Annotated in this window: 15 protein-coding genes and 3 tRNA genes; 5 read left to right on the top strand and 13 right to left on the bottom strand. The window is 37.3% G+C overall.

Features of this window, described 5'->3' with window-relative positions; translation table 11 throughout:
• Positions 1-225 precede the first annotated feature (225 nt).
• The gene (locus tag ZA05_RS08080; RefSeq protein ID WP_053991181.1) at positions 226-2,775 is read right to left on the bottom strand and encodes an ATP-dependent Clp protease ATP-binding subunit; all 2,550 of its coding nucleotides are present in this window, start codon (positions 2,773-2,775) and stop codon (positions 226-228) included.
• A 259-nt stretch (positions 2,776-3,034) separates the two neighbouring features.
• Between ZA05_RS08080 and gyrA the strand changes: the two genes are divergently transcribed.
• Positions 3,035-5,578, top strand: a complete 2,544-nt coding sequence (gene gyrA, locus ZA05_RS08075; protein ID WP_053991180.1) for a DNA gyrase subunit A — start codon at positions 3,035-3,037, stop codon at positions 5,576-5,578.
• Between the two features lie 44 nt (positions 5,579-5,622).
• The gene (locus ZA05_RS08070) at positions 5,623-6,939 is read left to right on the top strand and encodes a tetratricopeptide repeat protein (protein ID WP_053991179.1); all 1,317 of its coding nucleotides are present in this window, start codon (positions 5,623-5,625) and stop codon (positions 6,937-6,939) included.
• A 56-nt stretch (positions 6,940-6,995) separates the two neighbouring features.
• On the opposite strand, the gene ZA05_RS08065 is transcribed toward ZA05_RS08070, so the two are convergent.
• Both ZA05_RS08065 and ZA05_RS08060 read right to left on the bottom strand, forming a co-directional pair.
• Positions 6,996-7,745: a C40 family peptidase gene (locus ZA05_RS08065; protein WP_053991178.1), complete on the bottom strand. Its 750-nt coding sequence runs from the start codon at positions 7,743-7,745 to the stop codon at positions 6,996-6,998.
• A 9-nt stretch (positions 7,746-7,754) separates the two neighbouring features.
• A complete protein-coding gene (locus ZA05_RS08060) occupies positions 7,755-8,933 on the bottom strand; it encodes an acetyl-CoA C-acyltransferase (RefSeq protein WP_053991177.1) in 1,179 nt (392 codons plus the stop codon).
• Positions 8,934-9,146: 213 nt separating this feature from the next.
• Here ZA05_RS08060 and ZA05_RS08055 point away from each other — a divergent pair, with 213 nt between their 5' ends.
• Positions 9,147-11,192, top strand: coding sequence for an HD family phosphohydrolase (locus ZA05_RS08055; protein ID WP_053991176.1), 2,046 nt, complete (start codon positions 9,147-9,149; stop codon positions 11,190-11,192).
• A gap of 57 nt (positions 11,193-11,249) precedes the next feature.
• Here the strand turns inward: ZA05_RS08055 and ZA05_RS08050 are convergent.
• From ZA05_RS08050 to ZA05_RS08035, 4 genes are all read right to left on the bottom strand, one after another.
• Positions 11,250-11,323: transfer RNA gene (locus ZA05_RS08050), tRNA-Arg, on the bottom strand.
• 32 nt (positions 11,324-11,355) lie between these two features.
• Positions 11,356-11,430 (bottom strand) — tRNA-Pro (locus ZA05_RS08045).
• Between the two features lie 8 nt (positions 11,431-11,438).
• Positions 11,439-11,522: transfer RNA gene (locus ZA05_RS08040), tRNA-Ser, on the bottom strand.
• 142 nt (positions 11,523-11,664) lie between these two features.
• On the bottom strand, positions 11,665-12,327 hold the full coding sequence (locus ZA05_RS08035; RefSeq protein WP_053991175.1) for an HAD family phosphatase: 663 nt from the start codon (positions 12,325-12,327) through the stop codon (positions 11,665-11,667).
• Between the two features lie 225 nt (positions 12,328-12,552).
• Here ZA05_RS08035 and ZA05_RS08030 point away from each other — a divergent pair, with 225 nt between their 5' ends.
• Positions 12,553-12,969: a hypothetical protein gene (locus ZA05_RS08030; protein ID WP_053991174.1), complete on the top strand. Its 417-nt coding sequence runs from the start codon at positions 12,553-12,555 to the stop codon at positions 12,967-12,969.
• An 8-nt stretch (positions 12,970-12,977) separates the two neighbouring features.
• On the opposite strand, the gene ZA05_RS08025 is transcribed toward ZA05_RS08030, so the two are convergent.
• The 6 genes from ZA05_RS08025 to tsaD form a co-directional block, all read right to left on the bottom strand.
• Positions 12,978-14,156 carry a hypothetical protein gene (locus ZA05_RS08025; protein WP_053991173.1) on the bottom strand — a complete coding sequence of 393 codons (1,179 nt, stop codon included), beginning with the start codon at positions 14,154-14,156 and terminating at the stop codon, positions 12,978-12,980.
• 1 nt (position 14,157) lies between these two features.
• Positions 14,158-15,246, bottom strand: coding sequence for an AI-2E family transporter (locus tag ZA05_RS08020; RefSeq protein ID WP_053991172.1), 1,089 nt, complete (start codon positions 15,244-15,246; stop codon positions 14,158-14,160).
• A 23-nt stretch (positions 15,247-15,269) separates the two neighbouring features.
• Entirely contained in the window at positions 15,270-15,773 is a 504-nt protein-coding gene (locus tag ZA05_RS08015) for a TrmH family RNA methyltransferase (protein ID WP_053991171.1), read from the bottom strand.
• A gap of 197 nt (positions 15,774-15,970) precedes the next feature.
• Positions 15,971-16,612, bottom strand: a complete 642-nt coding sequence (locus ZA05_RS08010; protein ID WP_053991170.1) for a DUF4159 domain-containing protein — start codon at positions 16,610-16,612, stop codon at positions 15,971-15,973.
• A gap of 2 nt (positions 16,613-16,614) precedes the next feature.
• Positions 16,615-17,319, bottom strand: coding sequence for a 16S rRNA (uracil(1498)-N(3))-methyltransferase (locus tag ZA05_RS08005; RefSeq protein ID WP_053991169.1), 705 nt, complete (start codon positions 17,317-17,319; stop codon positions 16,615-16,617).
• Positions 17,320-17,322: 3 nt separating this feature from the next.
• Positions 17,323-18,345, bottom strand: coding sequence for a tRNA (adenosine(37)-N6)-threonylcarbamoyltransferase complex transferase subunit TsaD (gene tsaD, locus ZA05_RS08000; protein ID WP_053991168.1), 1,023 nt, complete (start codon positions 18,343-18,345; stop codon positions 17,323-17,325).
• 93 nt (positions 18,346-18,438) lie between these two features.
• Between tsaD and ZA05_RS07995 the strand changes: the two genes are divergently transcribed.
• The gene (locus tag ZA05_RS07995) at positions 18,439-22,854 is read left to right on the top strand and encodes a translocation/assembly module TamB domain-containing protein (RefSeq protein ID WP_231632468.1); all 4,416 of its coding nucleotides are present in this window, start codon (positions 18,439-18,441) and stop codon (positions 22,852-22,854) included.
• Positions 22,855-22,939: the final 85 nt, after the last annotated feature.

The raw sequence follows: 22,939 nt of genomic DNA, 5'->3' as shown, positions 1-22,939 counted from the left end.
GAACTATATCAATAGAGTAAAACATTTTTGGAATAAGCTATTTATTTGGGGTCTATTTACTCTTTATTAAATGGTTAATAGTGAAATAATGATATCAGATTTCTTTTAGAAAAGATAAAAAAGATTATTATAAAATTTGAGAGTAGTGTTGTCTTTTTGAATTGTTTCCATCAAAAAAGTCCTTGTAAAAACTACAAGGACTTTTCAATTTCATATAAGTTTGGGTTAAGACTCCGTATGTTTCTCGGCCTTTTCAATTTTAATGGTCAATTCTTCTGTTTTGGAATCTAAATCCATAATAATTGTATCACCTTCCAGCAATTGGGCATTGATAATTTCTTCTGCCAATGCATCCTCAATATACTTCTGGATGGCACGTTTTAAAGGACGCGCACCATATTGTTTGTCAAAACCTTTATCTGCAATGTAATCTTTGGCTTTATCACTTAATTTAAGCTCATAACCTAAACCTTTTATGCGCTCAATTAGCTTGATAAGCTCAATGTCGATAATTTTATCAATATCAGATTTTTCTAAAGCGTTGAATACGATTACATCGTCAATTCTGTTAAGGAATTCTGGTGCAAAGGCTTTTTTCAAAGCGTTTTCAATAATACTTTTAGAATTGTCTTGAGCCTGTGCTTCTCTTGCAGCTGTGCCAAAACCAACACCTTGTCCAAAATCCTTAAGTTTTCTGGCTCCAATATTGGAAGTCATAATGATAATAGTATTTCTAAAATCTATTTTTCTACCTAAACTATCTGTAAGATAACCATCGTCCAATACCTGTAAAAGCATATTGAACACATCAGGATGCGCTTTTTCAATTTCATCCAAAAGAATGACTGCGTATGGTTTGCGACGTACTTTTTCTGTTAATTGTCCACCTTCTTCATAACCAACATACCCTGGAGGGGCACCAACCAGTCTAGAAATGGCAAATTTTTCCATGTACTCGCTCATATCTATTCTGATAAGTGCGTCTTCACTGTCAAACAATTCACGAGCCAAAACTTTGGCTAGTTGAGTTTTTCCAACCCCTGTTTGACCTAGAAATATAAAAGAACCAATCGGTTTGTTTGGATCCTTAAGACCAGCTCGGTTTCTTTGAATAGCTTTTACAACCTTGGCAACAGCTTCATCTTGTCCAATTACCTTGCCTTTGATATGGTCTGGTAATTTTGCTAGTTTATTGCTTTCGGTCTGGGCAATTCTATTTACAGGGATGCCTGTCATCATGGATACCACATCTGCAACATTTTCCTCAGAGACAATTTCACGATGGAGTTTGGTTTCTTCTTCCCATTTTTCTTGGGCTACAGCCAATTCTTTTTCCAATCTCTTTTCATCATCTCGAAGTTTAGCAGCCTCTTCATACTTCTGTTTTTTAACAACTGTATTTTTAGTTTCTCTAACTTCTTCGAGTTTCTTTTCTAGTTCCAGAATCTGTTTTGGAACATCGATATTGGTGATATGAACTCGCGATCCAGCTTCATCCAAAGCATCTATGGCTTTGTCTGGAAGAAAGCGATCGGTCATATACCTGTTCGTTAATTTCACACAAGCTTCAATGGCTTCCGGAGTATAGTCTACATTGTGGTGTTCTTCATATTTTTCCTTAACGTTGTTAAGTATTTCAATAGTTTCTTCCACGCTTGTAGGTTCTACAATCACCTTTTGGAAACGACGCTCTAAAGCACCATCCTTTTCAATGTATTGTCTGTACTCATCTAGGGTTGTTGCTCCTATACATTGAATTTCACCACGTGCCAATGCTGGTTTGAACATGTTGGAAGCATCCAAGCTACCGGTAGCACCGCCAGCACCTACAATGGTGTGGATTTCGTCAATAAAGAGGATTATGTCATCATTTTTTTCAAGCTCGTTCATAACGGCTTTCATTCGTTCCTCAAATTGTCCGCGATATTTTGTTCCAGCAACCAAACTTGCAAGGTCAAGGGTAACTACGCGCTTATTAAAAAGTATTCTGGACACTTTTCGTTTTACGATGCGCAGTGCTAAACCTTCCGCAATGGCTGATTTACCAACTCCGGGTTCTCCAATAAGAAGTGGGTTATTCTTTTTGCGTCTACTCAATATTTGGGAAACACGCTGTATTTCTTTTTCTCTACCAACAACAGGATCCAGTTTTCCTTCTTCGGCCAAAACGGTAAGGTCTCTACCGAAATTGTCCAATACAGGAGTTTTGGATTTTTTAGTTGTTTTAGATGAAGATTGACTAAAAGGGTTTTGCTTAGAATCGTCATCATCGGTGATGTCGTCATCTGAATAGGACTCAGCCTTAGGAGATTCTAAAAAGTCATCATCATTTGTAATCATAAATTTGAATTGCTCTTTAACGTTATCATAATCCACTTTGAGCTTATTTAAGAGCTTGGTAGTGGGGTCGTTTTCATTTCTTAAAATACACAGCAGTAAATGAGCTGTGTTAATCGATGTGCTTTGAAATAATTTAGCTTCTAAAAAGGTAGTTTTTAAAGCACGTTCTGCTTGCCTAGTTAGGTGTAGGTTCTTTTTTTCGTTGGAGGCAGTCGCCACATTGGAATTGGCTGGGCTTAATATTTCAACTTTGCGCCTTAAATGGTTAAGATCAATTTCAAGGGCACTTAATATATCTATTGCTTTTCCACTGCCATCACGAAGTAGGCCCAGCATTAAATGCTCGGTACCTATAAAATCATGGCCAAGACGCAGTGCTTCCTCTTTGCTGTAAGCAATAACGTCTTTGACTCTTGGGGAAAAATTATCATCCATAGTAAAATCCTTTCTGCATTAAAAATAATAAAAAACATAGTTATAAGGGCAAAAACTGCATCTTAAATGTTTCATAAAAGCTAATAGAGGAAAAAAGTTTAAAAATTCAAAACTTTTAGACTTTTACTTATTAACCAAAGAAGGCCGTATATTTGTTAATAAAAAAAGTTAAAAAACCCAATTGAAAGTCGGATAAGGACTAACAAAATACTTATATTAGCACGATTTGAAAACCTACAAAAAATCTAATTAAATATATATGGTAGAAGGAGAGAAACTCATTCCGATTAATATTGAAGATGAAATGAAATCGGCCTACATTGACTATTCAATGTCGGTCATTGTGTCACGTGCTTTACCAGATGTTAGAGATGGTTTAAAGCCAGTGCACAGACGTGTGTTGTTTGGAATGCATGAACTTGGTGTAAGATCCAATACAGCTTATAAGAAGTCGGCCAGAATTGTTGGGGAAGTGTTAGGTAAGTACCACCCTCATGGAGATAGTTCGGTTTATGATACAATGGTTCGTATGGCTCAGGAATGGAGCTTGCGTTATATGTTGGTAGACGGGCAGGGGAACTTTGGTTCTATTGATGGAGACAGCCCAGCAGCAATGCGTTATACAGAAGCTCGAATGCGCAAGATTTCCGAAGATATGTTAGCTGACATAGACAAGGAAACCGTAGACCATAAACTTAATTTTGACGACACTCTACAAGAGCCTACCGTATTGCCTACAAGAATACCAGGGTTGTTGGTGAATGGTGCTTCAGGGATTGCAGTAGGTATGGCTACCAATATGCCGCCCCACAATATTTCTGAGGTGGTGGACGGAACAGTTGCTTATATTGATAACAACGATATTGAGGTTGAGGAATTGATGACCCATATTAAAGCTCCTGATTTTCCAACAGGAGGAACTATTTATGGGTATGACGGTGTTAGGGAAGCTTTTAAAACTGGAAGGGGACGAGTTGTTATCCGTGGAAAGGCCAATATTGAGGAAGTACAAGGACGCGAGTGTATTATTGTAACAGAGATTCCTTATTTGGTAAACAAGGCCGACATGATTAAGAAAACGGCCGACTTGGTTAACGACAAGAAGCTCGAAGGAATTTCTACCATTCGTGATGAGTCCGACAGAAATGGGATGCGAATCGTTTATGTACTTAAACGTGATGCCATTCCTAACATTGTTTTAAATAAGCTTTATAAATATACTGCCCTTCAGTCGTCCTTTAGTGTTAACAACATTGCGTTGGTTAATGGACGCCCACAATTATTGAATCTTAAGGATTTAATTTATCATTTTGTGGAGCACAGACATGAAGTGGTGGTAAGAAGAACGACTTACGAACTGCGTAAGGCCGAAGAGCGTGCCCATATCTTGGAAGGTTTAATCATTGCTTCCGATAATATTGATGAAGTAATTGCGCTTATTAGAGCTTCTTCCAATGCAGAAGAAGCCAGAGAGAAGTTGATTGAGCGTTTCAAACTTTCTGAAATACAAGCTAAAGCAATCGTTGAAATGAGGTTGCGCCAGTTGACAGGACTGGAACAAGACAAACTTCGTAGTGAATATGAAGAACTCATGAAGACCATTGAGGATTTGAAAGACATTCTTGCTAAAAAGGAGCGTAGAATGGAAATCATCAAGGAAGAGCTTCTGGTTGTTAAAGAAAAGTATGGAGATGACAGACGTTCTATAATTGAGTATGCCGGAGGCGATTTAAGTATTGAAGATATGATTCCGGATGAGCAGGTGGTAATTACCATTTCTCATGCTGGTTACATCAAGCGTACATCATTAAGCGAATATAAAATTCAGCATAGAGGAGGAGTAGGGCAAAAGGCATCTACAACAAGAAATGAAGATTTCCTAGAGCATTTATTTGTGGGTACCAACCACCAATATATGTTGTTCTTCACTCAAAAAGGAAAATGTTTCTGGATGCGTGTTTATGAAATTCCGGAAGGAAGTAGAACTTCCAAAGGAAGAGCCATTCAAAACTTAATCAATATTGAGCAAGATGATAAGGTAAAAGCATTCATTTGTACTCAGGATTTAAAAGATGAGGATTACATAAACAGTCACTATGTAATGATGGCAACCAAAAAGGGACAGGTTAAGAAAACAGCTTTGGAGCAATATTCTAGACCAAGAACTAATGGAATTAATGCCATTACGATTAAAGAAGACGATGAGTTGCTAGAAGCAAGATTGACTACAGGTAATAGTGAGGTTATGTTGGCTCTTAAATCTGGAAAGGCGATCAGATTTGAGGAGGCTAAAACAAGACCTATGGGCCGAGGTGCTTCTGGAGTTCGTGGTATTACATTAGCCAATGATACGGATGAAGTAATAGGTATGATTGCGATTGAAAATCCGCAGGAAGAATCTGTATTGGTGGTTTCTGAAAAAGGTTATGGAAAGCGTACTTATATTGACGATCCAGAAGATGGTGAAGCAGTATATAGAATTACCAATCGTGGAGGAAAGGGTGTGAAAACCATTTCAATCACTGAAAAAACAGGACATCTTGTCGCAATTAAGACTGTTACTGACGAAGATGATTTAATGATCATTAATAAATCAGGTATCGCTATTAGAATTGCCGTTAAAGATTTAAGGGTGATGGGAAGAGCCACTCAAGGTGTGAGACTCATCAATTTAAAAGGAAAAGATTCCATTGCGGCTGTTGCCAAAGTGATGAAAGATGACGAAAACGAAATTGAAGCTTCTGCAGAAGAGGTGGAAACTTTAAATGAAGATGGCACAACTCTTGATAATGCTCAAGAATAAAAATAACTAATATTAACAAATAGTAATTCAAAATGAATTTTTCAATGAACAATCACAACTACTCAATTCAAAGAAGTATTGTGAATAAAAAGCAACTAGCTGTTGCTTTGGCTCTTTTGGCAGGTTCTTTTACCTATGCTCAAAAGAATGAAATAAAGGATGCTGAAAAAGCAATTAAATCTGGAAATTATGCAGATGCCAAGTCTGCAATTAATTCTGCAGAATCGCTAATAAGCGGTGCTGATTCTAAAACTCAGGCCAAGTTTTATTTTCTTAAAGGTCAAGCTTTGTATGCTAATGGAACAGGTTCTGATGCTGAAATAGCACAAGCCATTGAAAGTTTTGATAAGGTAAAAGCAATCGAAAGTGCAGACGGCAAAGAAAAGTATTCAGACGATGTTGATGAGATGAAGCAGCAAATGTTGAATGGCTTTTTAACCGATGCAAATTCTGCTCTCGAAGCAAAAGACTACATGAAGTCTTCAAAAGGATTTGAGCAAGCCTATAGAATGTCTCCAAAAGATACTTTATATCTTTATTATGCAGCGTCTACAGCTGTAACTGCAAAGGATTATGATACTTCTTTGGAGTATTATGAAGAACTTAGAGATATGGGATATGTAGGTATGGAAACCGAGTATACTGCTATCAATAAGTCTACGAATGAAGTTGAAACTTTTGATTCAGCATCTTTACGAGATATCAGTGTAAAGGCAGGAACTCACATCAAGCCTTCAGTAAGAAAGACGGATCCGAAATCTGCTGAAATCATTAAAAACATCGCTTTGATTTATGTGTCTAAAGGAGATACTGAAAAGGCAATTGAAGCTATTGATGATGCTAGAAAGCAAAATCCAGACGATTTTAACTTATTGTTGACTGAAGCTAATTTGCACTTGCAAATGGGTAATAAAGAGAAATTCAAAGCTTTAATGCAGGAAGCTACTGTTAAGGATCCAAATAATCCAGAATTGCAGTATAACTTAGGAGTAATTTCTGCAGAAGCAGGCGAAAATGAAGCAGCAAAAGGATATTATAAAAAAGCTATCGAATTAGATCCGGGATATGTAGATGCATATAACAATTTGGCGGTAGTAACGTTGGCCGGTGAGCAAAGTATTATTGAAGAAATGAATGGTTTAGGTAACTCTGCTGCGGACAACAGACGTTATGACGAATTGAAAGAAGAGCGTTTGCAATTGTATAAGGATGCCGTTCCTTATTTGGAAAAAACGTTGCAGTTGAGACCAAACAATTTGCAAGCGGCTCAAACTTTGATGAATATCTACAGTGCTATTGGAGACACCGACAATGAAATGAAAATGAAAGCAAAAGTTGAAGCTATCCAAAGCGGAAACTAAAACTTGAAGGATATATCATAAAAAAAGCTACTTAAAATTAAGTAGCTTTTTTTTTGTTAGATTATTTTCTTGATGACCCTTAACTTATGGGTATGCATTCGTTTGTCAACGTTATATATTCCTGAGTGGTCCAAACGATCAATTCTTACCTTGCCATGGGCATGGATGATATAATTGTTGGCCATGATTATACCCACATGAACAATATGGCCTTCGTTATTATCAAAAAAGGCCAAATCGCCAGGTTCACTTTCTTCAATAAAACTTAAGGCTTCACCTTGAGTAGCTTGTTGTGAAGCGTCACGCAAAAGTTTGTAACCATTAAGTTTGTAAACCATTTGCGTCAAACCAGAACAGTCTATGCCAAAGGGCGTTTTTCCTCCCCACAAATAAGGAGCGTTCAAATAGGTAAATGCTGTATTGAGCAATTGTTCTTTGGGTTGGATACCTTGAACCAAATTGCCATCATGTTGATGTTCCAGAACCGATAAACCATTTAATGATGAACCCAAAGGAACGGTGATTAAATTGTCATTGGCATCTTGAACAAATTCCAGCAGATCGGAGGAGAGTTTCGGTAATTCACCTTTTAAAGTGTTGTAGTTCTCCTGCTCGATTTCAAGATATTGCTTGTTATCTATCCAACCTTCGTAGTTATCAAAATGCAAACGGATTTTGCTCCAATGTTTGCGTTGTTCCAGCACCTTAAAGAAATCTCCATATAAAACCTGTGAAACGAGCTCACTTTTATCGGAAGGTTCTAATCGTAAAGGAACAATGCTTAAGTTACAAATTCCGTATTGCATGTATCTGTTTTAGTTACGTTGAATAACAATTGCTGAAGCACCACCACCACCATTACAAATGGCAGCTGCTCCAATTTTAGCATTGTTTTGTTCCAAAACATTTATAAGGGTGATGATGATTCTAACACCTGAACATCCTAGTGGGTGTCCTAATGAAACAGCTCCACCGTTTACATTCACTTTATCATCACTTAATCCAAGAAGTTTCATATTAGCTAAACCTACTACCGAAAAGGCTTCGTTGAATTCGAAGAAATCTACATCTTCTATAGCAACACCGGCTTTGTTCAATGCCTTAGGAAGCGCTTTGGCTGGTGCGGTTGTAAACCATTTTGGTTCGTGAGCAGCATCGGCATAACCTTTGATAGTTGCCAATGGAGTCAATCCTAATTCTTCAGCTTTTTCTCTGCTCATCAATACCACAGCTCCAGCACCATCATTAATGGTAGAGGCATTGGCGGCAGTAACGGTACCTTCTTTGGTGAAAGCGGGGCGCAAGGCTGGAATCTTTTCCATTTTTACATTGGTAAACTCTTCATCTTTGTTCACAACCAAAGCGTCACCACGACGTTGTGGTACTTCAACCGGAACTACTTCATTGTCGAATTTTCCAGCTTCCCAAGCAGTCGCAGATCTTTCATAAGACTGAATAGCAAAAGCATCTTGGTCTTCACGAGAGAAATTATATTCGGTGGCACAAGCATCGGCACAAACACCCATGGCATTTTGGTCGTAGGCATCTACCAAACCGTCTTTTTGCATCCCGTCAATTAAACTTGCAGGACCAAATTTTGTTCCCATACGGGCGTGCATGTAATGCGGAATCAAACTCATGTTTTCCATTCCCCCGGCAACCACGATTTCAGCATCACCCAAAGCAATAGATTGGGCAGCCTGCATCACAGCTTTCATTCCAGACGCACATACTTTGTTCACAGTTGTACAAGGAACGGTATCAGGGATTCCAGCATAAATGGCTGCTTGTCTTGCAGGTGCTTGACCAGCCCCGGCTTGAACCACATGGCCCATTAATACTTCCTGAACCAATTCTGGTTTCAAGTTGATTTTATCTAAGGCTCCTTTTATAGCTACAGCACCCAATTTTGGGGCTGGTACTGTTGATAAACTTCCTAAAAAACTACCTATTGGTGTCCTTGCTGCAGACACAATTACGACGTCTTTACTCATTGTTATGCGTTTGTATTAGTTCGAGCAAAATTAATCATTTTTTTACAGAGTTAGGAACGAATTACTATTATAACGTTATCGTAAATTTTAAGTGATTCATTGTGAAATGTATAGCTAAAAATGATATACTTCAATATCTCTTTAATTAGAATTTCTTAAAATTTAATAGTTTGGCTTTATTTCTTACATTTGAAATTGTGTCAATACTACTTTATGAATGAACTTATAAATAAATGGTACAGGAACCATGCACTTTTGTTTAAAGTACTGCTGTTTATTGCTACCACTTTATTGATTGTATATCTCTTCCCTAAAAGCGGAAAATTTAAATATAGTTTTGAACAAGGAAAGCCTTGGCAGTCTGAAAACTTATACGCGCCCTTCAATTTCGCCATTAAAAAATCGCAAACTGAAATCAATGAGGAAAAAAGGGCTATTCAGGAGAACAGTACCATATACTTTAATGTTGATGAAAGCATAAAAAGCACCGTTTTACAATCCTATAAAAACCAGTTTAAAGCGGCAATTCCAGATAGTGTAAGACAAAAAAGCAACACACTTTACAAAATAGGGAGGGATGTTATTGAGCGCATTTATAAGCATGGTGTTTTGGATGATAGCTACAATTATGGTCCAGATAAAAACGTCGTGCTTTTGGATAACCAAACCCAAGTGGCCTCGATAACCTATAAAGACTTAACAAAGACCAATGCCTTTATCAATATATTGGAGCAAACTCTGGCAGAAGAGGACTTTTCTGAGTATAGTTCCAATTTAGTGTCCTTGTTTTTTGATATTGTCAAGCCTAATATTTCTTTGAATAAAGCTATTACGGATAATGCTTTAAAGGAAGAATTGGATCGCGTGTCACCTACAAGAGGCAGTATTGAAAAGGAAACGCTGATTATTTCAAAAGGAGAATTGGTTGAAGGTAAAAAATACGATATTCTGGAATCCCTAAAATCCGAATATGAATCTCAGGTTTGGAGTGAGTCTAATTACAACTGGGTAATTTTTGCCTACACATTATTGGTAGCATTGGCCTTGTTGATGCTGTTGCTATTCCTTAGAAAATATAGAATGGAAGTGTTTTTGGACAATACCAAAGTCACTTTCATTTTTTTCAATATAGTGTTTGTGATTTTATTGACCACATTGGTGGTTAATTACGACTCTAGATATGTTTACGTCATCCCGTTGTGTATTCTACCTTTGGTGCTGAAAGCCTTTTTTGATGCGCGTTTAGGCTTGTTTTCTCATGTGCTTACAGTATTGCTTCTTGGGTTTATTGTGCCCAATAGTTATGAATATATTTTCCTTCAGATTATTGCAGGAATCGTCACTATTTTGACGGTTTCTGAACTTTACAAAAGAGCCAATTTGTTTATTTCAGTAGGGCAGATTACTCTTATTTACATTATTGCGTATTTTGCTTTTTTTGTGATTCACGAAGGAAGTGTCGCCAACCTGAAATGGGGAACATTTGGACTTTTTATTTTGTGTGGACTTGCCACATTGTTCGTTCAGCCTTTAATTTATATTTATGAAAAACTCTTTGGGTTAGTGTCTGATGTGTCTTTACTAGAGCTTTCCGATACCAATTCTAAACTGTTGAAGGAATTGGCCAATAAAGCTCCAGGGACTTTTCACCATTCCTTAAATGTAGCGAATCTTGCCGAAGCTTCTGCCAATGAAATTGGGGCGAACGCCATGTTGGTTAGGGTAGGAGCCTTGTACCACGATATTGGTAAAATGAAGAATCCAACCTATTTCACCGAAAACCAATCTACGGGTATCAATCCGCATGATGAATTGTCTCCAAAGGAAAGCGCTAGAATTATTATAGATCATGTGATAGACGGCATTGAAATAGCTAAAAAGAACAATCTGCCGGACCGTGTCATCGATTTTATTAGAACCCATCACGGAATGAGCCTTGTCTATTATTTTTACCTAAAGGAGCGCGAAATTGATGAGAACATGGACAAGGATGAATTTAGGTATCCCGGTCCAAAACCCTTCAGTAAGGAGACCGCTATTTTAATGATGTGCGATAGTGTAGAGGCGGCCTCCAAGAGCTTAAAGGAGCCTTCTTCCACCAAAATCGATAAGTTTGTAGAGTCCATTATTGGAAAGCAAATGGAAAGCGGTCAGTTTTTGAATGCCAATATTACCTTTAAGGAAATTGAAGCCATCAAGAAGGTTTTAAAGAGCAAATTGGCTAATATTTACCATTTGAGGATAGAATATCCAGAATAGGAAATTCAAAAGTATATAAAAACAAAAAAGCCTTACTGTTTCCAGTAAGGCTTTTTGTGATCGCGACAGGATTCGAACCTGTGACCGTCTGCTTAGAAGGCAGATGCTCTATCCAGCTGAGCTACGCGACCCTTCAAAATCTGTAAAGATTTGAACCATTAAGTCGGGGTGGCAGGATTCGAACCTGCGACCTCCTGCTCCCAAAGCAGGCGCGATGACCGGGCTACGCTACACCCCGAAAGGATGCGGAGAGACGGGGACTCGAACCCCGGCGACAGTTTCCCGTCGACAGATTAGCAATCTGCTCCATTACCACTCTGGCACCTCTCCAATATTAAATAAAGAACCTTTCTTAATTGCGGATGCAAATGTAGGATATCATTGCGTATCTCACAACTATTTTTTTAATTTTTTCGTCAATATTTTGAAATTTCAAAAGACTAAGGTTTTAAGTGGCTTGAAGCCAATATGTTTAGACCGACTGTAAATTTTGAATTTTTTCGAATGAAATTTCGTTAAACTCCTCAATCACCAAGTTTGCTAATGTGTAATCTTGGTTTTTGGAATGTTCACTTTTATAGGCTACACAAAAAATACCGGCCTGATTGGCTGCTACAATACCATTGGTAGAGTCTTCAATTACCATGCAATGTTGTTTCTTGTGTCCAGAAACTTCTGCAGCTTTTATAAATATTTCGGGATGTGGTTTGGACGCTTTTAAATCGGCGCCACTCAATTTGGCCTTAAAGTATTGGTCTAGGTCAAATTTTTTAAAGACCCTATCAATAGTACTCATGGTTGCCGATGAAGCCAATATAAGGGCTAAACCATTAGCGTGGTATTCCTGAATTAATTCCAATACACCTTCTAAAAGTTGTAAACTTTCGTCAAAATCAAATAAATGATTAAAATGGCTACGTTTTCTGTTTTCGAGATTTATAGGATCTTCATTCAGCCCAAAATGCGAACAAAGAAACTTGCAGACATTCCGTGTTGACTTTCCTGTGAAAGTTTCATACAGCTGGTCTGAAACTTCAATGCCATAGTCTTCAAACATTTTGTGATAAGCTTTGTGGTGTAAGGGTTCGGTGTCCACAATAACACCGTCCATATCAAATAATATTGCTTTTAGCATCAATTAGAATTTTGGGCGAAGATAGGTTATTTTTCGAAGGTAGGAGGGATAAAATATTGGTTATGAAAGAGGAAGGATTAAAAGAAGTCTAAAGTTATATTAAAGTAATCCAAATATTATTTTAATGTAATTTGTCGAATTATTTTGCATTTTATCGATGTTTTTTTTGGAAGTTTCCATAAAATGAATTTATATTTGCATTGTAATTCATTAAACCCCAACCAAATGAAGACCAACTTAACCCAAAAGATTATTGCAGGAGCAATTATGTGCACCCTGTTTAATTGTTCCTTGGAATCTGAAGAGAGCAATATTGAATCCTTTAGTGCTACAGAAGATTTGGAAGTTACCGATAGCACAATACCTCCTCCATGTCCTGGATTTGATCCGCAGGCTAGATTAACCAACAATGGTACCTCTGTATTTAGTTTTGAGGTGTATACTGTACAAGGGGAGTTCTTGGCCGGTGAATATGGTATTGGACCAGGAGAAACATCCGAATGGTTGCCTTTTGAGGAAGGCGAAGTGTTGTTTTCATTGGAAAGCGATAATATAACCGATATTAAGATCTCGCAAGATATGGAAGCATGTGAGATGTTTGATATGGAGATTGATTCGGATAATCAGCTTGTAGGAATGTAAAACTGGGATTAAGATCCCTTTTTGCAGAAAATTACAATTTTCTCATTGTTAAGGTTGGTGGTGAAAAACAAATACAATTCACCACCATCTTTTATTTTTAATTTCGTTCTAAGTTGTTGAACAGTTTCAGGGAAATTTCTAGTGGTAATATTAGCTTTGGAAATGGCCTCCTTTTTTAAACACTGTTTGCTGAAAGGAACAATTTTAACAATTTCAAAACTTCTTCCCGGAAAGTCTATCAATGTTTCAGAGGTGTAGAGATGCGTGTGCTGATGTAGTTTTGGAATCCTCAATTTTTCAGAAACAGATTTAAAGCCCCCCGATTTTAATATTGCCGCATTTGGTTCGTATAAATATAAAAGCGGCTCGCTAAATGTTGAATTAGCACTTTTTTCTTCAATAAAGTTGAAATCGAAGACTTCTTGATTGGACTGCGTAAGGTTAACAGTTTTTATTTCAATGGTACCTTCGAAATTGTTCTCCAAAACCCATAATAGTTCCTTTACTTCATTGTTAAGGGCGACAATATGAATGGCTTTAATATGCTTTAATTCTCCCATTCCTACAGAAATATCCAAAAGGGGAGAGGTTTTTATCATGATGTTTTTAGAACGTTGAAATAACAGATTCAAATGCAATGGGACATTGGGTAGGCAATCGTTTAAAAAAAAGACTTTGCCCTTGCTGTCATGGCGTCTGGAAGGATCGATGTAAATACAGTCGTAAATGTCTTGATGCGCTTCTAAATAGGCAACCCCATCAACGTTTAAGGTTGTAATATTGGTGTGTAATTGCGAATAATTATGCCCAACGATTTCCGAAAGCTCAGAATTCAATTCACAGTGTGTGACATTTTGAAATCGTTTGGAAAAGTAGTAGCAATCTACTCCAAACCCACCCGTTACATCAATTAAGGACTTCCCTTCAATAAGTCCAGCTTTGTATTTGGCTGTAGCTTCCGAGGAAGTCTGTTCAATATTGAGTTTGTTGGGATAGGCTATGGACTGGGTGTTGAACCAAGTTGGAAGTTTTTGTTCACAACGTTTTTTGGCTTCAATCTGTTCAACCAAAAGTTTTATGTCCACCGTGATCCCTTTGTGCTTTTTAAAGAGTAATGTTACTGTGTCAGAATTTAAATATGTATTGATAAATTCTTGATGAACGGTATTTAAAATGTCAGGATTCAACTTAGAGATCTTTTGTGAGTCTTTGCACCAATTTTACATCGTATAAAAACTCCTTTAAAATAACTTTTAAGGCAGTATAGGCAGGGACCGCTACAACCATTCCAACCACTCCAAAAAGGATACCTGCAATGATAATCACTAGAAAAATTTCTAATGGATGCGATTTTACACTTTTCGAAAAAATAAAGGGTTGGCTAATGAAATTATCGATCAATTGACCAAAGGCAACTACCATTAGTACATAAAGGGTCTTGGATAATATCACAGTACTGAAACCTTCCCCTAAGTTGGATGTCATAGAAAGCGTTACCATAATAATAGCCCCAATAAGTGGTCCGATGTAGGGAACTAAATTGATGAGTGCACATAGAAAGGCTATGACAATGGCATTTTCAACGCCTACAATAAGTAAACCGATGGTATAAATGAAGAACAGGATGGAAATTTGTATGATCAGTCCAATAAAATAGCGGGAGAGTAGGTCTTTGATTTTGTCAAAGGACTTTTTGGAACGCGCTTCTTTATTGTCCGGAATAAAAGAGAGTATACTATTTTCTAATAGTTTGCTGTCTTTTAGGAAAAAGAAGGAAATAAACAATACAGAAAAAAGGCCGATTCCAAAGCTGCCAAAACCACCAATAATGGCATTGATAAAATTGGGAATAGCTCCAAAATCAAGTTTTTCAATTAAGTTGGAATACTTAAAAGAGTCTTCCATATTGATGTTATAAATGTGAAAATAATCTATGACCTCGATATATAGGCTTTCAATATTGGCTTCTAGTTTTTTGATATCCAAAAGGGCCAAATTGTGACTTTGTTTGACAATCAACGGAATGAACATTCCAATGAGTCCTACTAACAAACCAACCAAAAGTAACATGGTTACGATTACGGCGAGGGTGTTAGTGAATTTAAGGCGCTTTCTTAAAAAAATAACGATAGGTCTTCCAATTAATGAAGTCACCCCAGCAATCACGATATAAGTGATTACCGATTGAATTTTGTATAAAAAATATAAAATAAGAACAGCGGCCAAAGTTATTCCTAGTGCCCTTAAAATTCCGTTTGCTATTACTTTTGAATCCATATCTGTAAATATAGAAAATTGGATTACATTATTTGTTTCGTTAGTTCATAGAGTGCAATGCTGGTAGCCTGCACCACATTCATACTGCTATTTTGCCCAAACATTTCAATGTGCAATACATGGTCGCAGTTTTTTAGTATTTCATCTGAAACACCAAAATTCTCATCCCCAATTACTAGCGCTATTGGGGGTTGATCACTATGCTCAAAGGAATGTAAAGGAGTGCTGTTGGATGTAATTTCCAAGGCTATAATTTGATAGCCTTTTTGTTTTAGGTTCAGCACAACTTCCAAGGTATTTTCTTCAATTTTAAACGACACTATTTTTTCGGTAGCTCTGGCAGTTTTCGCCATTTTACGTCCCATAGGGATGTCATTTCCACAAAAAATGAGCTGTTCTATTCCAAAGGCATCGGCAGTTCTAAATAGGCTTCCAATATTAGGTGCATTGGAAATGTTATCGCATACTATGGTAATAGGAAATTGCTTTTTATTGAATTTGGTGGTGTAGTGTGTGAGTTGTGTCACTGTTGTGTTCGTTTGTTGCGAAGTTTAGTTTAAAAAATACATGATTACTATGGGGATCCCTATTGAAAGACAAACAATCATAAGTAGTATTCTTCTTTTCGTTTTGCTTAACTTTTCTAAGTTTTTCAAAGAATTATCAGAGGCAATCGAAAGTAATTCACCTACAAATTCAATTAAATCTCCCATACATTTAAAAACTAATGCTCAAAGGCGTATTTTACAATATTGGCACCCATTTTAAGGGCTTTTTCCCTAACATCTCGTGGGTCGTTGTGCACTTCTGGGTCTTCCCAACCATCCCCTAAATCACTTTCAAAAGTGAATAGAAGCACCAGTCTGTTTTCATAAAAAATACCAAAGGCCTGTGGGCGCTTACCATCGTGTTCATGAATTTTAGGAAGGCCTTCGGGGAATTTATAGGCGATGTTAAAGATATCATGGGTTTTCGGGATTTCTACAAGTTCTAGGTCTGGAAACACTTTTTGAAGCTCTTTGGTAACATAAGGACGCATACCATAATTATCATCGATATGAAGAAAGCCTCCAGAAATCAAATAATTTCGAAGGTTTTCGGCATCTTCTGTGCTAAAAAATACATTGCCATGCCCTGTCATGTGTACTAAGGGATATTGAAAAATATCGGTGCTTCCAATTTCAACCGTTTCGGGTGTGCTGTTCATTTGGGTGTTGATATTGGCATTGCAAAAGGCAATAAGATTTGGCAAGGAGGTAGGGTTGCCGTACCAGTCACCTCCTCCTTTGTACTTGGCAACTGCCAAGTTTTGAGCCATAAAACACAAAGGGAATAAGCAAATTATAAGGGCTAAGAGTTTCTTCATATTTATTCATTTGTAAACGCCACCGAGTGACAGGCAACTATGGCAGCTGTTTCTGTTCTCAGTCGGGTGTTACCCAAAGTTACAGGAATAAAATTATTCTGAAGGGCCAATTCAATTTCTTTTACGCTAAAGTCACCTTCGGGACCAATCAAAATTGTGATTTCCGAATTTGGAACTACTTGTGTTTTCAAAGATTTTTTATCTAATTCCTCACAGTGGGCAATAAATTTCTGCCCACTGAATTCTTGTGCAACAAAATCTTTAAAAGAAATGGGGGCATGCAGCTGCGGCATGTAACAACTTAGGGATTGTTTCATGGCCGACTGCAATATTTTTTCAAAACGCTCTGTTTTAATAACTTTACGCTCGCTGTGTTCGCAAATGATAGGCGTGATGGTGTCTATACCAATTTCGGTAGCTTTTTCCAAGAACCACTCGTAGCGGTCGTTCATCTTTGTAGGGGCCACCGCCAAATGAAGCGTATAGTTTCGCTTTTCCTGAAATGTTTTAGAGGTAATCTTGGCACGACAGTGTTTTTGGTCTGCAAATTCTATTTCAGCGGTAAACAGCCAGCCTTTTCCGTTAGTAATATGCAATACGTCTCCTTGCGATTTGCGAAGCACTTTAACAATATGCCGACTTTCTTCTTTATCAAAAGAAATTTGAGAGGAAGTTTCTAAAAGCTCTGGGTTGTAGAACAGCTGCATAGATTAAATTTTTAAACGAGCCGTGGCGGTAACATTAAAATCGGTGAAATCGCCTTCTAAATATTTTAAATGGCCCACAATGGCAATCATGGCTGCATTGTCTGTGGTATATTCAAATTTTGGAATATAGGTGGTCCAACCAAACTTTTTCTCACCGTCCTTAAGGGCTTTTCTAATACCAGAATTAGCAGATACCCCGCCGCCAATAGCAATGTGTTTGATACCGGTTTCTTTACTGGCCAGTTTTAGTTTATCCATTAAAATACCAATAATGGTATATTGAATGGAAGCACAAATATCATCTAGGTTTTGCTCTACAAAATCAGGATTGTTTTTGGTTTCTTTTTGAATGAAATACAGAATTGCCGTTTTTAATCCCGAGAAGCTGAAATTAAGGCCATCTACCTTTGGCTTTGTAAATTTGAACGCTTTTGGGTTTCCAACTTGAGCGCGTTTATCTATTTGTGGCCCGGCAGGATAGCCCAAGCCTAAAATTTTTCCACTTTTATCGTAGGCTTCTCCCACGGCGTCATCAATGGTTTCACCAATCACTTCCATGTCAAAATAGGAGTTCACCTTTACAATTTGCGTATGACCTCCTGAGATGGTCATGGCCAAGAACGGGAAAGGTGGTTTGCTGAAACCATCTTCCTCAATAAAATGCGCCAAAATATGGGCAGACATATGGTTGACTTCAATGAGCGGAATATTAAGTCCGTAGGCTAAAGATTTGGCAAAGGAAGTTCCAACTAATAGTGACCCCATAAGACCGGGGCCTCTAGTAAAGGCTATGGCACTTAGTTGGGATTTATCTATATTGGCCTTTTTTAATGCATGGTGTACCACAGGAACAATGTTTTGTTGGTGGGCTCTAGAGGCAAGTTCGGGGACAACGCCACCATATTCTTCATGAATATTTTGACTTGCCACAACATTGCTTAAAATTTTTCCGTTCAGCATTACAGCTGCAGCCGTATCATCGCAAGAGGATTCTATAGCAAGTATGTAAATATTTTGTGAAGTCATTACTGAAAATTAGGCACAATAATTGTTAATTTTGGCTTCAAAGTTAAAACATTAATACGTATCAAAAAATTTTTAAAAATAGTATCAAAGCTCGTGGCAATAGTTTTATTGTTGTTCATAATTTTGGTGCTAATACTTTCCATTCCAGCAATTCAGACCTCTTTGGGGAAATATGCCACCAAACGCCTTAATGAGGAATTTGGCACGCATATTTCCATTGAACGGGTTGGTCTGCAGTTTAATGGTGATGTGGAGCTGAAGCAGATTTACATTGAAGACTACAAAAAAGATACGTTGATTAGTGTTCAGGAATTGAATACGTCCATTTTAAATTTCAAAAATGTTTACGAAGGCCAATTGGTATTTGGGGATATAGATATCATGAATTTGGTGTTTAATATCAAGACGTATGAAGGTGAAAAACAGACCAATTTAGATGTTTTTGTAGCGCGTTTTGATGAGGAGAATCCAGATAAGGTTAAGGGGCATTTCTTGATGTCTTCCAGTGATGTTTCAATTTATAATAGTGTTTTTAAGCTAATTGACGACAACAAGGACAATCCGAAAATTTTAGAGTTTAACGATTTAAACATCAATGCAACCAATTTTTTGATTGATGGAAGTAATGTAAGTACACGGATAAATACCCTTAATTTTAAGGACAGTAGAGGCGTTAAGATTCAAAATATGATTACCGATTTTGAGTATACGGTCAATTATATGAATTTTAATAACCTTCAAATCAAAACCACTAATTCCAATATCCAAGGGACTTTAAGGTTTGACTATTTGCGTGAGGATTTGCAATATTTTACGGATAAGGTTGCCATAACGGCCAAATTCGAAAATTCCGAAGTGCAATTAGATGAGTTGAACACCTTTTACGATGAGTTTGGAGAAAAGCAGTTGGCAAAGTTCAATGTAGAAATTAGTGGAACCCTCAATGATTTAAACACCAATAATCTGCGTTTAAATACCAGTAGACGCAGTAAGATTTATGGGGATATCAATTTTAAAAACCTTTTCAACAATGAAGTTGGTACATTTTCCATGGATGGAAAGTTTTCCAATTTATCTTCAAATTTTGAAGATTTAACAAGCTTGCTTCCCAATGTACTGGGGAATTCCATTCCAACTGTCTTTTCAAAGTTGGGAGACTTTACCATTACGGGTGATTCATTTATTACACCAACTACAATTGACGCCAAACTGGAAATGGATACGGAGTTGGGACACGTATCTTCAGATTTGAATATGGAGCATTTAAACGATGTTGATAATGCAAAGTATGTGGGAAATGTTGCGTTTGATGAGTTTGACCTTGGAAAACTTATAGAGAAGGAGGAAGTAGGAACCACATCATTTAACCTTGACGTAGATGGAAAAGGATTTTTGGTGAAAAATTTAAAAACACAGATTCAAGGGAAAGTGTTTTCATTGGTATTCAATGACTACGATTACCAGAATATTGATGTTGCGGGGCGCTTGGAAAGTGACGTGTTTAATGGAATTATAAATTCCAGTGATCCAAATTTTAAATTTAGGTTTGATGGGTTGGCAGATCTGTCGAAGGATATCAAAACTTTGGATTTCTCGGCAGATGTGGCTTACGCCAACCTGAAAGCTTTAAATTTTGTAAAAAAGGATAGTGTTTCCATATTTAAGGGAAATGTGCTGATGTCCATGAGTGGATCTAGCATTGATGACGCTAGAGGTAGTTTAAGGTTTAAAAACACCACCTATATCAATCAGAGTAATGAGTTTTACTTTGAAGATTTTGATATTAAATCAAGATTTGAAGAGAATAAGCGGGTGATTAGAATTAATTCTCCAGATATCATTGAAGGGACTATAAGAGGTGATTTTAAGTTTAAGGATTTGGGCAAGCTTGTAAGGAACTCCTTTGGAAGTCTGTATTCAAAATATGTCCCTAATGAAGTGAAAGGCCATCAATATGTTAACTTTAAGTTCAATATTTACAATAAAATTGTAGAGGCTTTTTTCCATGAAGTAGAATTGGCCGAAAACACATTTATTAAAGGACGGATTGAAAACAGTGAAAATGGGTTTAAACTTTCTTTCAGCTCTCCACAAATAAAGGTGTTTGACTATTTTGCCCAAAATGTAAATCTATCTGTAGATAATAGTAATCCTGTTTACAATACATATATAGAGCTGGATTCACTTCATACCAAATACTACGATGTATCAAGGTTTAGTTTGATTAATGTTACCCAAAACGATACCTTATTTATAAAATCTAATTTTAGGGGAGGTACACATAATAAGGACAAGTACGACTTAAGCTTGTTTTACACCATAGATGATCTTGATAAATCAGTTGTTGGCTTTCAAAAGTCCAATGCTACTTTCAAAGACTTCACGTGGTATATTAATGAAGAAAAGGATACTTTAAATAAAATTGTGTTCGATCGGAAATTCAAGGAATTTAACTTTAAGAATTTGATGTTGTCCAATTTGGACGAACAAATTGAATTCTCTGGGGTTTTAAGGGATTCTACCTATAAGGATTTGAGTTTAAATTTCAATGAAGTAGAATTGAGTAAAATTACTCCAAGGCTTGATAGTTTGTTGTTGGAAGGGGTCGTGAACGGAAATCTACATGTACTCCAGGATCGTGGAGTGTATGGTCCTAATTCGAAGATAACGATCGATAATTTTAAGGCCAACAACCATAACCTAGGGAATTTAAAGGCCGAGATACAAGGAAATAGATCATTGACCAATTATAGTGTCGATTTAGAACTGAAAAGTGACCGTTTAAGGTCTTTGGAAGCGCATGGAGAAGTGGATGTTAGCGAAGTCAATTCCTATATAGATGTCAATATAGATTTTGATCGATTTATTTTGGATCCATTGGCACCATTGGGAGCTGGAATCATTACCAACATTAGAGGGATGGTATCAGGGGAAGCCCATGTGGTAGGAAGTCTTGAAAAACCCGATATAAGGGGAGATTTGTATCTGGACAATGCGGGAATTACCATTCCATACCTTAATGTTGATTATAGCTTTGACTTTGATTCAAGAGTCACGTTAGAACAGCAAAAGTTTATTTTTCAGGATGTAGTGCTGACCGATTCCAAGTATTTCTCACGAGCGCTTCTTAACGGCTACATTTCGCATGTGAATTTTGATGATTGGATCCTAGGCTTGGAACTGGAAACAGATCGTCTTTTGGTGTTGGATACGGACGATTCGGAAGAGGCCCTATATTATGGTACTGGATTTGTTGAGGGGGAAGCAAGCATTAAAGGGCCTGCCGATGAATTGGTGATAGCCTTTGATGGAAGTACGGAAAAGGGAACCGTATTTAAAGTGCCATTGAATGATTTGGAAACTTATGGGGATAACTCCTATATCCACTTTTTAACACCGGAGGAAAAGGAAGCGCGATTAAAAGGTGAGGACTATGTGGCCCGTGAAGTAAAAGGATTGGAGTTGGACTTTGACCTTATCGTGACTCCAGATGCCGATATTGAAATTGTTATCGACCGTAATTCTGGTAGTACTATTCAGGGTTCTGGTAACGGTAACTTACTATTCGAAATAAATACAACGGGTAAGTTCAATATGTGGGGAGATTTTGCGGTGACTAAGGGAATCTACAATTTTGCCTACGGCGGTTTAATTCAAAAAGAGCTTGAAGTAGAGCCGGGAGGAAGTATTATTTGGGAAGGAGACCCTATGAAGGCTCAAATTAACCTGACGGCCGTTTATAAAACTCAAGCCAATCCATCTGTATTATTGGACAATCCTATTAATAGGAGTATTCCGGTAAATGTTGAAATTAGTCTGCAAGGACAATTGGAACAACCTGAGCCAGAATTCAGTTTTAATTTCCCTAATGTTGGGTCCACTATTAAATCGGAGTTGGAATACCGATTGGAAACCAAAGAAAGTAGAGAGTTCCAAGCCCTTAATCTGTTGTCGTTTGGTGCATTTGCAAGTGAAATAAGTTTAGGGCAGCAGGCCTACGGTACCATTGCCGATCGTGTTAATAGTCTTTTCAATAGCCTTTTTCAAGATGAAGATGGTAAACTCCAAATAGGCGTTAACCTTCAACCAGGGGAGGTAACCCCAGATTATGAAACCGATGATCGTCTTGGACTTACCTTAAGTACACAACTCAGTGACAAGGTACTTATCAACGGAAAAGTTGGGGTGCCAATTGGAGGGGTGGAACAAACGGTAATTGCAGGCGACGTTGAGATACAAGTTTTACTTAATGATGAGGGTACTTTATCTGCCAAATTCTTCAACAGAGAGAACAGTATTCGCAATTTTGGAGAGGAAATTGGATATACTCAAGGCATGGGCTTGTCTTATAACGTAGAATTTGATACTTTTAAGGAGCTGCTTCAAATCATCTTTTCAGGAAAAAACAAAAAGAAAGCTTCTGAAAAGAAAGATAGCAATAAGGAAAAAAAGGCCGACGAGAACTTCCCAGATTTTATAAACGTCAAAGAAAAAACCCCTAACAAATAGCCTGTTTTGTACTGATTTTTCAGTCTTTTAAATTATTTATTAACGAAAACGTTTGAATTTTCGTACTAAAATAAAAATATCAAAA

Origin of the sequence: Mangrovimonas sp. TPBH4 (genome assembly GCF_001280505.1) — a bacterium.
Lineage (GTDB): Bacteria > Bacteroidota > Bacteroidia > Flavobacteriales > Flavobacteriaceae > Mangrovimonas_A.
The sequence above is the reverse complement of the archived record's forward strand: the minus strand, read 5'-3'. Positions and strand labels throughout refer to the sequence as shown.